The organism is Citrobacter sp. C348 (assembly GCF_047467975.1).
Taxonomy (GTDB): domain Bacteria; phylum Pseudomonadota; class Gammaproteobacteria; order Enterobacterales; family Enterobacteriaceae; genus Citrobacter; species Citrobacter gillenii.
The window spans coordinates 110,878-125,879 of sequence record NZ_JASJUJ010000009.1; the positions used below are offsets into that span (position 1 = coordinate 110,878).

The window sequence follows — 15,002 nt, forward strand, 5'->3', positions numbered from 1 at the left end:
ATATCAAATAAACGACATAGCGGCATAAATCAACAATTCGCTACGAAATTGTTACCTCTTTATTGGTGATACCAATACGACTTTAACTGCCTCAAATCAAAAATTGTCTCAGCAAGGTTAACTAAAATCCCTCTTCGTTAACATTTTTGCGCCCAGGCGGCGTAACTTTCAGGATAAATTATGGAGCTGCTGTGCCCTGCCGGAAATCTCCCGGCGCTTAAGGCGGCCATCGAGAACGGCGCTGATGCTGTGTACATCGGGCTAAAAGATGATACCAACGCCCGTCATTTCGCCGGCCTTAATTTTACCGAGAAAAAATTGCAGGAAGCGGTGAGTTTCGTCCATCAACATCGCCGTAAGCTGCACATCGCGATTAACACCTTTGCCCACCCGGATGGGTACGCTCGCTGGCAGCGTGCCGTGGATATGGCGGCACAACTGGGCGCGGATGCACTGATCCTCGCCGATCTCGCCATGCTTGAGTATGCCGCAGAACGCTACCCGCATATTGAGCGCCATGTCTCTGTTCAGGCATCGGCAACCAATGAAGAAGCGGTAAATTTCTATCACCGTAACTTTGACGTCGCGCGTGTGGTGCTGCCGCGCGTGCTGTCGATTCATCAGGTGAAACAACTCGCGCGCGTAACACCGGTTCCTTTGGAAGTGTTTGCCTTCGGCAGCCTGTGCATTATGGCGGAAGGCCGCTGCTATCTTTCGTCTTATCTGACGGGCGAATCCCCCAATACCGTCGGCGCGTGTTCCCCTGCCCGCTTTGTACGCTGGCAGCAGACCGCGCAGGGGCTGGAATCTCGCCTGAACGAAGTGCTGATTGACCGTTACCAGGATGGTGAAAACGCCGGATATCCCACGCTGTGTAAAGGGCGTTATTTGGTGGATGGCGAGCGCTATCATGCGCTGGAGGAGCCCACCAGCCTCAACACCTTAGAACTGCTACCTGACCTGCTGGCCGCCAATATTGCCTCGGTGAAAATCGAGGGGCGTCAGCGTAGCCCGGCCTATGTCAGCCAGGTGGCGAAAGTGTGGCGTCAGGCGATCGACCGCTGCAAAGCAGATCCGCAGAACTTCGTTCCGCAAAGCGCCTGGATGGAAACGCTCGGCTCTATGTCCGAAGGCACGCAGACCACACTTGGCGCGTATCACCGTAAATGGCAGTGAGAAAAGCAATGAAATATTCCTTAGGACCGGTGCTCTACTACTGGTCGAAAGAGACGCTGGAAGACTTTTATCAGCAGGCAGCCACCAGCCATGCCGACGTTATCTATCTTGGCGAAGCCGTGTGCAGCAAACGCCGCGCCACCAAAGTGGGTGACTGGATCGACATGGCGAAGTCCCTCGCCGGGAGCGGTAAGCAGGTGGTGCTGTCCACGCTGGCGCTGGTGCAGGCGTCATCTGAGCTGGGTGAATTGAAACGCTATGTAGAGAACGGTGACTTCCTGCTGGAAGCCAGCGATCTCGGCGTGGTGAATATGTGCGCCGAGCGTAAGCTGCCGTTCGTCGCCGGGCACGCGCTCAACTGCTACAACGCCGTCACGCTGCGTATTCTGCTCAAGCAGGGCATGGTGCGCTGGTGTATGCCGGTTGAGCTGTCGCGTGACTGGCTGGTGAACCTGCTTAACCAGTGTGACGAACTGGGTATTCGCGACCAGTTTGAAACCGAAGTACTGAGCTACGGGCATTTGCCGCTGGCCTACTCTGCCCGCTGCTTCACCGCACGCTCCGAAGATAAGCCTAAAGACGAGTGCGAAACCTGCTGCATCAAGTATCCCAACGGGCGTGATGTCCTGTCGCAGGAGAATCAGCAAGTGTTTGTCCTCAACGGTATTCAGACCATGAGCGGCTACGTCTACAACCTCGGCAATGAGCTGGCGTCCATGCAGGGGCTGGTTGATATTGTGCGCCTGTCCCCGTTGGGAACCGAGACATTCGCCATGTTGGATGCCTTCCGTGCCAACGAGAATGGTGGTGCCCCGTTACCGCTTGCCACCCACAGTGACTGCAACGGCTACTGGAAACGACTGGCAGGACTGGAACTGCAGATGTGATTAATAGCTCACTTTGTTAACAACAATCGCTAGTCTTTAATGCAATATTAAAAGATTAACCGGTAACAAAGTGAGCCGTTATGACTGACAAAACCATTCCGTTCTCGGTGCTCGATCTGGCGCCGATCCCTGAAGGATCCAGCGCAAAGCAGGCCTTTTCGCACTCTCGTGACCTCGCCCAACTGGCGGAAAAGCGCGGCTACCATCGCTTCTGGTTGGCTGAACATCACAATATGACCGGCATCGCCAGTGCGGCAACCTCGGTGCTCATCGGTTATCTGGCGGCCAATACCACCACCCTGCATCTGGGTTCTGGCGGCGTGATGTTACCCAACCATTCCCCGCTAGTGATTGCCGAACAGTTTGGCACGCTGAATACGCTGTATCCGGGACGAATTGACCTCGGTCTGGGTCGAGCGCCGGGCAGCGATCAACCAACCATGCGCGCGCTGCGCCGCCATATGAGTGGTGATATTGATAACTTTCCCCGCGACGTGACAGAACTGGTGGACTGGTTTGACGCACGTGACCCGAATCCCCACGTGCGTCCGGTTCCCGGCTACGGTGAGCAAATCCCGGTCTGGCTGTTAGGCTCCAGTCTGTATAGCGCACAGCTGTCCGCTCAGCTTGGCCTGCCGTTTGCCTTCGCCTCCCACTTCGCCCCGGATATGCTGCACCAGGCGCTGCATCTTTATCGCACTCAGTTCAAACCCTCCACGCGTCTGGCAACACCGTATGCGATGGTATGCATCAACATCATCGCTGCCGACAGCAATCGCGACGCTGAGTTTCTCTTCACCTCTATGCAGCAGGCGTTTATGAAACTGCGTCGGGGTGAAACCGGACAACTCCCACCGCCGGTGGAGAATATGCATCAGCTGTGGTCCGCATCCGAGCAATATGGCGTCCAGCAGGCATTAAGCATGTCGCTGGTGGGGGATAAAGCGAAAGTGCGTCACGGGCTGGAGTCAATCCTGCGTGAAACCCAGGCCGATGAGATTATGGTTAACGGGCAGATTTTTGACCATCAGGCACGCCTGCATTCGTTTGATCTGGCGATGCAGGTGAAAGAGGAGTTGGTTGGGTAGGTCTAGGTTGCCCGGTAGCGCTACGCTTACCGGGCCTACGGGTTCGAGTAGGCCGGATAAGGCGTAGCCGCCATCCGGCACGCTACTTACTGATACACCGGCAACAAATTAACGCTCGACAGGATATGGATAACCGCGTTGCCGACACCGAACACCAGAATCAGCGCAATCATCGGCTTGCCACCCCAGACGCGGAATTTCGGGCTACCGAAACGTTCGCGGGATTTACGTGCCAGCAGCGCCGGCACAATGGCCGCCCAGATAGTTGCCGCCAGTCCTGCATAGCCAATGGCGTACAGGAAGCCGTTCGGCCACAGCAGGCCACCGACAATCGGTGGGACAAAGGTCAGTAAAGCGGTTTTCAAACGCCCCATTGCTGAGTCATCAAAACCAAACAGATCCGCCAGATAGTCGAACAGGCCCAGCGTCACGCCAAGGAACGAACTCGCCACGGCAAAGTTGGAGAACACCACCAGCAGCAGGTCCAGACTGCGGCTGTTCAGCACCCCACTCAGCGCCTGTACCAGTACATCAATGTTACCGCCCTGCTTAGCAATGCCAATGAATTCCGGGCGTGGAATATTGCCCATCGTCCCCAGCAACCATACGGTGTATAGCACCAGCGCCAGCAGCGTGCCGTACACCAGGCACTTCACGATAGTCTTCGGATCTTTACCGTAATACTTCATCAGACTCGGTACGTTACCGTGATAACCAAAGGATGCCAGACAGAACGGCAGCGTCATCAGCAGATACGGCGTGTACGACGCATTGCTTTCTGCGACGTTAAACAACGTGGTTGGAGATACATGTCCCATCAGGCTACCAAAGGTCAGGAAGAAGGTAATTACCTTCGCCCCCAGCACAATTGCCGTCATGCGGCTCACCGCTTTAGTACTCAACCACACCACAAACGCCACCAGCAGCGCGAAGCCAAACCCTGCCGCACGCGCCGGGACATTCAGCGACATCTCTGCAAAGGTATGGTGCAGGATCGAACCGCTTGCGGAGATATACGCGTAGGTCAGGATATACAGTACAAATGCAATCGAGATGCCGTTGACAACGTTCCAGCCTTTGCCCAACAGATCTTTGGTGATGGTGTCGAAGCTCGAACCAATACGATAGTTGAGGTTAGCCTCGAGGATCATCAGCCCGGAATGCAGCATGCAGAACCAGGTAAAGATCAGTGCCGCCATTGACCAGAAGAACCACGCCCCGGACATGACCACGGGCAGAGAAAACATCCCCGCGCCAATAATGGTGCCGCCGATAATCACCACGCCGCCAAGCAGCGATGGTGACGTTTGGGTGGTGGTTAGTGTTGCCATTTAGCCTGATCTCCAGTGTATTTACCCGTCATACTTCAAGCTGTAGATGCCTTGGCTGCACTCCGCCATCCCAGTCACTTACTTGAGCAAGCTCCTGGAATGTCCTCGTTTGCCGCCTTCCTACAACTCGAATTATTTAGGGTTAAAATTAGCTAATACAGTTCAATGCGCTGCACTGTACCAGTACACGAGTACAAAAGGAATAAAAAAAGCCCCGACCGTTAAGATCGGGGCTGTATATTTTACTTTACAGCTATGAAGCCAAGAGGCTTATGCGTCACCGCCGAAACGACGACGACCTGCGGAGTCATCACGACGCGGAGCGGAAGTATCGTCACGACGTGGAGCACGGCTGCCTTCACGACGTTCGCCACTGAAACGACGACCATCACCACGGCCACCTTCACGACGCTCAGTGCTGTTGCCACGGTTTTCGCCACGACCACCTTCACGACGTTCGCCGCTGAAACGACCACCGCCGCCGCCACGACGCTCACCACCGGTGTGCGGTACTGCATCGCCAACCAGTTGCATGTTCATCGGCTTGTTCAGGATGCGAGTACGGGTAAAGTGCTGCAGCACGTCACCTGGCATGCCTTTCGGCAGTTCGATGGTGGAGTGCGTACCGAACAGCTTGATGTTACCGATGTAACGGCTGCTGATGTCACCTTCGTTAGCGATAGCGCCAACGATATGACGTACTTCAACACCGTCATCACGGCCCACTTCAATGCGGTACAGCTGCATATCGCCAACGTCACGACGTTCACGACGCGGACGGTCTTCGCCACCACGCTCCGGACGATCACCACGCGGGCCACGATCGTTACGATCATTGCGGTCACGCGGACCACGATCGTCACGGTCACGGAATTCGCGCTTCGGACGCATCGGTGCATCTGGTGGCACGATCAGCGGACGTTCGCCCTGTGCCATTTTCAGCAGCGCTGCGGCCAGTGTTTCGATATCCAGCTCTTCTTCCGGCTGCATTTTCGCCAGCAGAGCACGGTACTGGTCCAGATCGCTGCTTTCCAGCTGCTGCTGTACTTTCGCGGCGAATTTTTCCAGACGGCGTTTGCCCAGCAGATCTGCGTTCGGCAGTTCAACTTCCGGAATGGTCAGCTTCATGGTGCGTTCGATGTTACGCAGCAGACGACGCTCACGGTTCTCAACGAACAGCAGCGCACGGCCAGCACGACCCGCACGACCGGTACGGCCGATACGGTGAACGTAAGACTCGGAGTCCATCGGGATGTCATAGTTAACAACCAGGCTGATACGCTCAACGTCCAGGCCACGGGCCGCAACGTCGGTTGCAATCAGAATATCCAGACGGCCGTCTTTCAGACGTTCCAGAGTCTGCTCACGCAGGGACTGGTTCATATCACCGTTCAGTGCAGCGCTGCTATAGCCGCTACGCTCCAGCGCTTCTGCCACTTCCAGGGTCGCATTTTTGGTACGAACGAAGATAATCGCCGCATCAAAATCTTCTGCTTCCAGGAAACGCACCAGCGCTTCATTTTTACGCATGCCCCAGACAGTCCAGTAGCTCTGGCTGATGTCAGGACGCGTGGTGACGCTGGACTGAATGCGTACTTCCTGCGGCTCTTTCATAAAGCGGCGGGTAATACGGCGAATCGCTTCCGGCATGGTTGCAGAGAACAGAGCGGTCTGATGACCTTCCGGGATCTGCGCCATAATCGTTTCAACGTCTTCGATGAAGCCCATACGCAGCATTTCATCGGCTTCGTCCAGCACTAAACCGCTCAGTTTAGAGAGGTTCAGGGTACCGCGCTTCAGGTGATCCAGCAGACGACCCGGCGTACCGACGACGATCTGCGGGCCCTGACGCAGGGCACGTAACTGCACGTCATAACGCTGGCCGCCGTAAAGGGCTACCACGTTCACGCCGTGCATATGTTTAGAGAAATCCGTCATGGCTTCTGCAACCTGAACCGCCAGTTCGCGGGTCGGTGCCAGCACCAGAATCTGAGGTGCCTTCAGCTCAGGATCAAGATTGTTGAGCAGCGGTAAGGAGAACGCTGCAGTTTTGCCGCTACCGGTCTGGGCCATACCCAGAACATCGCGACCGCCCAGCAGATGCGGAATGCACTCTGCCTGGATTGGAGATGGTTTTTCGTAACCCAGATCGTTAAGGGCTTCAAGGATAGGAGCCTTCAGGCCCAGATCTGCAAAAGTGGTTTCGAATTCAGCCATGTAGTACGTGTGCCTCAAAATTAATGGCGGCCAGTCTACATAACTCATCATGAAATTGATCTGCAATTTTCATTGAAAAGTGTGAACCGGCTCAAAGTAGGTGTATTAACGAACAACAACGCCCTCACCGGTGAAGGTGATGGCAATCAAAAAAGATTACGGGCTGATGTGTACGTCAGCTATTGCTGGTCCGATTCTGCCAGGTCATCTTGGTCCTGGCCCAGGAGCGATAATTCCAACAATGCGTATCGGTGCTCAACAAAGTTATGAACGTTGTTAGCCACCGCCAGTTTGAACAATGCCGTAGCGTTGTCCAAATCCCCCAGACTTAGGTAGTACTTACCTAAATAGAAGTTGGTTTCACTGAGATGCTCAGCGAGCGAGGTGTTATCCGTTGCGTCCGCCTTCAGGCGTTCCATCAGCGTTGCTTCGCTAATGTTGCCCAGGTAGAACTCGACAATGTTCCATCCCCATTGCTCTTTATCCGATTTCTCGAAGCGCTGTATTAACGCTTCTTTAGCCTGCTTCTCATCGAGCTTCTGCTCGGCGAGATACAGCCACAGACTGCGGAATGGATCATTGGGATCGTCTTGATAAAACGCTAGCAGATCATCTTGCGCTAACTTGTCGCGACCGCCGTAATACAATGCGATACCGCGATTTAAGTGCGCGTAGTTGTAAGTTGGATCAAGCTCAAGTACAGAATCAAACGCTTCATAGGCAGCATCAAAATTGCCTGCCTGCGTTAAATATATACCTAAGTAATTGAATACTTCAGGCATATCTGGTCGGATTGCCAACGCTTGTGAAAAATCATTTCGCGCCAGTGCCCTCAGACCGAGACTATCATACAACACTCCGCGCTCATATAAAAGCTGTGCGCGTTCGTCATCGGTTAAAGCCCGACTGGCAAGAATTTGTTCCATACGTGCCAGAATCACTTCCTGCTGCAAAGTCGGTTGCAGTGGTACTGCGAGGACTTCACTCTTACGCCAGGCGGAATTACTGCATCCAGCCAGCGTGAGTGCTGTCGCAACGAAACACCAGCGCAAAAAAGGCTTCATTTCCCACTCCCGAAGACAACGATTGAATGAACGTCCTGTTCCCCGGTTGCTAACAAGGCTTCCTGCCGGGTTAAAGGCCCCCCGCTCGCGCGGAGGGCAATGGCAACCTTACTCGCCCTGGCTTGCCGGTGCTTCCGGCGCAGCTGCAGGCTGAGACTGCTCAGTTGCTTCTTTAATGCTCAGACGTACACGGCCCTGACGGTCAACTTCCAGAACTTTAACCGGCACTTCCTGGTTCATCTGCAGGTAATCGGTCACTTTCTCTACGCGCTTGTCGGCTATCTGAGAGATGTGTACCAGACCTTCTTTACCGCCACCGATGGCAACGAATGCGCCAAAGTCAACGATACGGGTCACTTTACCATTGTAGATACGGCCAACTTCGATTTCTGCGGTAATCTCTTCGATACGACGGATAGCATATTTTGCTTTTTCGCCGTCGGTCGCCGCGATCTTCACAGTACCATCATCTTCGATTTCGATGGTGGTGCCGGTTTCTTCGGTCAGAGCACGGATAACAGAACCGCCTTTACCGATAACGTCTTTGATCTTGTCCGGGCTGATCTTAATGGTGTGGATACGCGGAGCGAACTGAGAGATGTCGCCGCGCGGCGCGTTGATCGCCTGTTCCATCACGCCCAGGATGTGCAGACGTGCACCTTTAGCCTGGTTCAGAGCAACCTGCATGATCTCTTTGGTGATACCTTCGATTTTGATATCCATCTGCAGCGCAGAGATACCATCGCGGGAACCCGCCACTTTAAAGTCCATGTCGCCCAGGTGATCTTCGTCACCCAGAATGTCAGACAGAACCACAAAGTTATCGCCTTCTTTCACCAGACCCATCGCGATACCCGCAACAGCGGCTTTGATCGGCACGCCTGCGTCCATCAGTGCCAGAGAAGCACCGCACACGGAAGCCATGGAAGAAGAACCGTTAGATTCGGTGATTTCAGACACAACACGTACGGTGTACGGGAATTTGTCCAGTTCCGGCATCACTGCCAGCACGCCGCGTTTCGCCAGACGGCCGTGACCAATCTCACGACGCTTCGGAGAACCGACCATACCGGTTTCGCCTACGCAGTACGGAGGGAAGTTGTAGTGGAACAGGAAGTTGTCAGTACGCTCGCCCATCAGTTCATCAAGGTTCTGCGCATCACGGGTGGTGCCCAGGGTCGCGGTAACCAGCGCCTGAGTTTCGCCACGGGTGAACAGTGCGGAACCATGGGTACGCGGCAGTACGCCAGTACGCACGTCCAGACCACGGATCATGTCTTTTTCACGGCCATCGATGCGCGGCTCGCCTGCCAGTACGCGGCTACGAACAACGTTTTTCTCGATAGCGTGCAGGATTTCACCCAGTTCGTTAGCGTCCAGGGTTTCGTCTTCTGCAACAAGCTGAGCGATGGTTTCGGATTTGATCACGTCAACCTGAGCATAACGCTCTTGTTTGTCAGTGATGCGGTAAGCATCGCTCAGACGAGATTCTGCCAGCGCAGCAACGCGCGCATTCAGCGCTTCGTTGACAGCTTCTGGCTGCCAGTCCCAACGCGGTTTGCCAGCAACTTTTACCAGCTCGTTGATTTCTTTGATAACAATCTGCTGCTGTTCGTGACCGAACACCACTGCACCCAGCATCTGGTCTTCGCTCAGCAGTTCGGCTTCGGATTCAACCATCAGTACGGCAGCTTCAGTACCGGCAACAACCAGGTCCAGCTTGCTTTCTTTCAGTTCGTCCTGAGTCGGGTTCAGTACGTACTGGTCATTGATATAACCAACACGGGCAGAACCGATCGGGCCGTTGAACGGCAGGCCGGACAGGGACAGCGCAGCGGATGCGCCGATCATTGCCACGATATCCGGGTTAACCTGCGGGTTAACGGAGACAACGGTCGCAATAACCTGAACTTCGTTAATGAAACCTTCCGGGAACAGCGGACGAACCGGGCGGTCAATCAGACGCGCGATCAGGGTTTCGCCTTCACTCGGACGGCCTTCACGACGGAAGAAGCTACCCGGGATACGGCCAGCAGCGTAGGTACGCTCCTGATAGTTAACGGTCAGCGGGAAGAAATCCTGGCCTGGCTTGGTTTTTTTCTGACCCACAACGGTCACAAATACCGCGGTGTCATCCATGCTAACCATAACAGCAGCAGTAGCCTGACGTGCCATCATGCCGGTTTCCAGCGTTACGGTATGTTGACCGTACTGGAATTTACGAACGATCGGATTAAGCAAAATAATATCCTTTCTCTTTTTTTAACGGCGTATTTATACACGCCATCGTTAATACCCGATCTTCTGCGCATCCTCGCGACTAATGACAACCCTAACCCACGCGTATTGGGTAAAGCCTCTCATTAGCCGCGCGAACCTCTGCGACGGAAGATCATTCATAGCAACAATACATTAGTTTCCAGCGAATTGCTGCCATCTGCTGGAAAAAAGGGGCCATGAAGGCCCCCTCTTTCTGAAACTCGAAAGACTTAGCGACGCAGACCCAGACGCTCGATCAGCGCAGTGTAACGTGCAACATCTTTACGCTTCAGGTAGTCGAGCAGTTTACGACGCTGAGAAACCATACGCAGCAGACCACGACGGCTGTGGTGATCTTTTTTGTGTTCAGAGAAGTGACCCTGCAGGTGGTTAATCTGTGCAGTTAACAGAGCAACCTGAACATCGGTAGAACCGGTGTCGTTTGCATCGCGACCAAACTCAGAAACAATTTTAGCTGTAGCTTCAGTACTTAGAGACATTTTAAAACTCCAAAGTGTTAAGAATGTAAGGACGCCGATCTCTAATTCAGCGATCCCAGTGTATACACGTCATCCTTCAAACTGCCTCTGCGTTGACTGCGTCCGCTCACCTCAGTCACTTACTTCAGTAAGCTCCTGAGGATCCTCAGACTTGCCGCCTTGATGCAGCTCGAATGATTTTGTGTACACGCCGCGCGAACTGTTAAATAATTTACGCGACGTTAAGCGGCGGTATTCTACTCGCAGCGCCTTCTTATCGCAAGACAGAGAGCGCTATGCAGGATACTCAACCACCAGTCGACGAGGGGCGACACGACCTTCATCGTCGATCTCCCCCATGCCGATAAATTTGCCATCATCGCCTTCCGTCACGCGAACCAGCCCTTCCAGCGGCACGCCCGACGTACGTACCGGATTACCGTTTTTAAAGTAAACCGATGATGTTAAAGGCAGATTAACCACAGGAAAGTCCGATGCCGGACTGTCCATTGGCATCAGCAGCGGATCAAGTAATTCTGCCGCCGGAATGTTCTGCTGTTCAGCCTGTTCAACCAGGCTGTGCAAATGTTCCAGCGTGACCATACGGTCTACCGGATACTTGCTGACCGTCAGACGACGCAGATACGTCACGTGCGCGCCGCATCCGAGCTTCTCGCCCAGATCGTCAACAATCGTGCGAATGTACGTGCCTTTGGAGCAATGGACTTCCAGCTCCAGTTCATTACCTTCGTGGCGAATAAACAGCAGTTCGTACACGGTAATCGGTCTGGATTCACGCGGGACCTCAATACCCTGACGCGCGTACTCGTACAGCTTTTTACCCTGATACTTCAGCGCTGAGTACATCGACGGAATCTGTTGGATGTCACCGCGAAACGTCTCCAGCGCGCTGGCAAGCTGTTCCGGGGTAAACGTCACCGGACGCTCCTGCACAATTTGCCCATCGGCATCAGAGGTATCAGTACGCTGTCCCAGGCGGGCCACCACGCGATAGCGTTTGTCAGAGTCCAGCAGGTACTGCGAAAACTTGGTCGCCTCTCCCAGGCAGATAGGCAGCATGCCTGTCGCCAGCGGATCCAGCGCACCGGTATGGCCGGCACGGTTGGCATTGTAGAGGCGTTTTACTTTTTGCAGCACGTCATTGCTGGACATGCCTTGCGGCTTATCCAGCAACAGGACGCCATGAATATCGCGACCACGACGACGAGGACGACTCATTAGTCCTCCTTGCTGTCGTCCGCAGGATTCACACGACGTTCATCGTCATGCTTCACCACGCTGGTCACCAGGTTAGACATGCGCATCCCTTCGACCAACGAGTTGTCGTAGAAGAAAGTCAGTTCCGGCACGATACGCAGGCGCATGGCTTTACCCAGCAGAGAGCGGATGAAGCCAGAGGCTTCCTGCAAGGCTTTAATACCGTTCTTCACGGCAGCTTCGTCCTGGTCATTCAGGAACGTCACGAACACTTTGGCATACGCCAGGTCACGAGACATCTCAACGCCGGACACGGTAGTCATCACGCCGACGCGCGGATCTTTGATTTCGCGTTGCAGGATGAGTGCAATCTCTTTTTGCATCTCCTGGGCCACGCGCTGCGGGCGACCAAATTCTTTCGCCATAATAAATTCTCCAGAATAAAGACAAAAAAGGGGCCATAAGCCCCTTTTTAAATTTCATTGCCGGGTGGCGCTTCGCTTACCCGGCCTACCTCAAATAAGCTTCTATGCCTTGAACTACCAACACAGCGGCAGCCCAAAAGACGACGAAAATTATGCGATGGTACGTTTGATCTCGATGATTTCGAACACTTCGATCATATCGCCAACGCGAACGTCGTTGTAGTTCTTAACGCCGATACCACATTCCATGCCGTTACGGACTTCGTTAACGTCATCTTTGAAGCGGCGCAGGGATTCCAGCTCGCCTTCATAGATAACCACGTTGTCACGCAGAACGCGGATTGGGTTGTGACGTTTAATCGTACCTTCGGTAACCATACAACCTGCGATGGCGCCAAATTTCGGTGATTTGAACACGTCACGTACTTCAGCCAGACCGATGATCTGCTGTTTCAGTTCCGGAGACAGCATGCCGCTCATCGCCGCTTTCACTTCGTCGATCAGGTGATAGATGACGGAGTAGTAACGCAGATCCAGGCTTTCAGATTCAATCACTTTACGTGCAGAGGCATCAGCACGAACGTTGAAGCCAACCAGAATCGCGTTGGATGCCGCAGCCAGCGTGGCGTCGGTTTCGGTGATACCACCTACGCCGGAACCGATGATCTTCACTTTCACTTCGTCGGTAGACAGTTTCAGCAAGGAGTCGGAGATCGCTTCGACAGAACCCTGAACGTCAGCTTTCAGGACAACGTTCACTTCGTGAACTTCGCCTTCGGTCATGTTGGCGAACATGTTCTCGAGTTTAGATTTCTGCTGGCGAGCCAGTTTAACTTCACGGAATTTGCCCTGACGATACAGTGCAACTTCACGCGCTTTTTTCTCGTCACGTACGACGGTAACTTCGTCACCCGCAGCCGGAACGCCGGACAGACCCAGGATTTCAACTGGAATAGACGGACCTGCTTCCAGGACTTCCTGACCCAGTTCGTTACGCATTGCACGAACGCGGCCATATTCGAAGCCACACAGTACGATATCGCCCTTATTCAGGGTACCTTCACGAACCAGGACGGTAGCAACTGGGCCACGACCTTTGTCCAAGAAGGATTCGATTACCGCACCGCTTGCCATACCTTTACGAATCGCTTTCAGCTCCAGAACTTCAGCCTGCAGCAGGATAGCGTTCAACAGGTCATCAATACCGGTACCTGCTTTCGCAGAAACAGGGATGAACTGAGATTCGCCGCCCCACTCTTCCGGCATAACGCCGTACTGAGACAGTTCGTTCTTAACGCGATCCATATCGGCTTCTGGCTTATCGATTTTGTTGACTGCAACAACCATCGGCACCTGCGCTGCTTTCGCATGCTGGATAGCTTCAATGGTCTGAGGCATCACGCCATCATCTGCTGCAACAACCAGAACAACGATATCTGTTGCCTGTGCACCACGAGCACGCATAGAGGTAAACGCGGCGTGCCCCGGGGTATCCAGGAAGGTGATCATACCGTTGTCAGTTTCAACGTGGTATGCACCAATGTGCTGGGTAATGCCGCCCGCTTCGCCAGAGGCGACTTTCGTTGAACGAATGTAGTCCAGCAGAGAGGTTTTACCGTGGTCAACGTGACCCATGATGGTCACAACCGGTGCACGCGGTTCAGCCGCTGCGCCAGTGTCACGGTCGCTCATTACCGCTTCTTCCAGCTCGTTTTCACGACGCAGGATAACTTTGTGGCCCATCTCTTCAGCAACCAACTGTGCGGTTTCCTGATCGATGACCTGGTTGATGGTGGCCATCGCACCCAGCTTCATCATCGCTTTGATGACCTGAGAACCTTTAACCGCCATCTTGTTCGCTAAGTCGCCAACGGTGATGGTTTCGCCAATCACAACGTCACGGTTAACGGCCTGAGCTGGCTTCTGGAAGCCTTGCTGCAGGGAAGAACCTTTACGCTTGCCACCTTTACCACCGCGACCAGCAGCACGTGCTTCTTCGCGATCGGCTTTAGATTCAGCGTGCTTATTGCCTTTCTTCTGAGGACGAGCAGCTTTCGTCGCAGTACGCGTACGGCCACGGCCGCCTTCTACTTCGCGATCGTTTTCGTCTTCTGCCTGGCGAGCATGCTGAGAAGTGGTGACGTGATAATCGGTCTTATCCTCTTCACCTTTTGCTTTCTCTTGCTCTGCCCAAACACCGGCATTTTCTTCCGCCATACGACGGGCTTCTTCAGCCACACGGCGAGCTTCTTCTTCAAGCTTGCGACGCGCTTCTTCTTCCGCTTTACGCTTCAGTTCTGCGGCTTCATTTTCACGGCGGGCTTTTTCGGCCTGGGCGGTTTTAGTCATATCGTCGGTCTGTTGATTGCTCACTTTGTCTTTTTCCGCAGCTTCACGTTTCGCTTTATCAGCGGCTTCACGTTTAGCTTGTTCTGCGGCCTCACGTTCGGCTTTTTGTTGCGCCTCGCGTTTAGCAGTTTCTTCTGCCTCACGACGGGCTTGCTCTTCCGCTTCACGCTGCGCCTGCTCTTCCGCGGCAAGGCGTTCTGCCTCTTGCGGATCGCGTTTCACAAAGGTGCGTGTCTTGCGGACTTCGATTTGTACCGATTTACTTTTTCCACCGGTACCAGGAATATTGAGAGTACTGCGCGTTTTACGCTGCAATGTCAACTTATCTGGTGCAGAGCCGTTCTCACGGTTCAGGTGCGCCAGTAAGGTTTGTTTCTCTTGTGCGGACACAGCGTCGTCAGCAGACTTCGGGATACCTGCATCAGCAAATTGCTGTACCAGGCGATCCACGGAGGTCTGTATCTCTGCAGCCAGCGTTTTTACGGTTACATCTGTCATACTGTTCCTTC

The 15,002-nt window shown here is 53.9% G+C and carries 12 protein-coding genes; 3 read left to right on the top strand and 9 right to left on the bottom strand.

Annotation, left to right across the window (positions count from 1 at the left end):
- Positions 1-180: 180 nt before the first annotated feature.
- From ubiU to QNN86_RS17145, 3 genes are all read left to right on the top strand, one after another.
- A complete protein-coding gene (gene ubiU, locus QNN86_RS17135; RefSeq protein ID WP_096755542.1) occupies positions 181-1,176 on the top strand; it encodes a ubiquinone anaerobic biosynthesis protein UbiU in 996 nt (331 codons plus the stop codon).
- Between the two features lie 8 nt (positions 1,177-1,184).
- Positions 1,185-2,063 carry a U32 family peptidase gene (locus QNN86_RS17140; protein WP_137400196.1) on the top strand — a complete coding sequence of 293 codons (879 nt, stop codon included), beginning with the start codon at positions 1,185-1,187 and terminating at the stop codon, positions 2,061-2,063.
- A gap of 80 nt (positions 2,064-2,143) precedes the next feature.
- Positions 2,144-3,151, top strand: a complete 1,008-nt coding sequence (locus QNN86_RS17145; RefSeq protein ID WP_181617983.1) for a luciferase-like monooxygenase — start codon at positions 2,144-2,146, stop codon at positions 3,149-3,151.
- An 86-nt stretch (positions 3,152-3,237) separates the two neighbouring features.
- Here QNN86_RS17145 and mtr read toward each other — a convergent pair whose 3' ends face one another.
- The 9 genes from mtr to infB form a co-directional block, all read right to left on the bottom strand.
- Complete coding sequence (gene mtr / locus QNN86_RS17150; RefSeq protein ID WP_414211915.1) at positions 3,238-4,482, bottom strand: tryptophan permease; 1,245 nt, start codon at positions 4,480-4,482, stop codon at positions 3,238-3,240.
- Positions 4,483-4,752: 270 nt separating this feature from the next.
- Positions 4,753-6,699 (bottom strand): DEAD/DEAH family ATP-dependent RNA helicase, encoded by a 1,947-nt coding sequence (locus QNN86_RS17155; protein ID WP_414211917.1) that lies wholly within the window; start codon positions 6,697-6,699, stop codon positions 4,753-4,755.
- Complete coding sequence (gene yrbN / locus QNN86_RS17160) at positions 6,692-6,772, bottom strand: protein YrbN (protein ID WP_010723222.1); 81 nt, start codon at positions 6,770-6,772, stop codon at positions 6,692-6,694. Before yrbN ends, QNN86_RS17155 begins: the two co-directional genes overlap by 8 nt.
- A gap of 106 nt (positions 6,773-6,878) precedes the next feature.
- Positions 6,879-7,763, bottom strand: a complete 885-nt coding sequence (gene nlpI, locus QNN86_RS17165; protein WP_096755537.1) for a lipoprotein NlpI — start codon at positions 7,761-7,763, stop codon at positions 6,879-6,881.
- A gap of 108 nt (positions 7,764-7,871) precedes the next feature.
- Positions 7,872-10,004 carry a polyribonucleotide nucleotidyltransferase gene (gene pnp, locus QNN86_RS17170; RefSeq protein WP_181617986.1) on the bottom strand — a complete coding sequence of 711 codons (2,133 nt, stop codon included), beginning with the start codon at positions 10,002-10,004 and terminating at the stop codon, positions 7,872-7,874.
- 248 nt (positions 10,005-10,252) lie between these two features.
- Complete coding sequence (gene rpsO / locus QNN86_RS17175) at positions 10,253-10,522, bottom strand: 30S ribosomal protein S15 (protein WP_096755535.1); 270 nt, start codon at positions 10,520-10,522, stop codon at positions 10,253-10,255.
- Positions 10,523-10,795: 273 nt separating this feature from the next.
- On the bottom strand, positions 10,796-11,740 hold the full coding sequence (truB, locus tag QNN86_RS17180; protein WP_181617987.1) for a tRNA pseudouridine(55) synthase TruB: 945 nt from the start codon (positions 11,738-11,740) through the stop codon (positions 10,796-10,798).
- Positions 11,740-12,144 (bottom strand): 30S ribosome-binding factor RbfA, encoded by a 405-nt coding sequence (rbfA, locus tag QNN86_RS17185; protein ID WP_096755533.1) that lies wholly within the window; start codon positions 12,142-12,144, stop codon positions 11,740-11,742. The genes truB and rbfA overlap by 1 nt, the downstream gene beginning before the upstream one ends.
- A 150-nt stretch (positions 12,145-12,294) precedes the next feature.
- Entirely contained in the window at positions 12,295-14,991 is a 2,697-nt protein-coding gene (gene infB / locus QNN86_RS17190; protein WP_181617988.1) for a translation initiation factor IF-2, read from the bottom strand.
- Between the last annotated feature and the right edge of the window lie 11 nt (positions 14,992-15,002).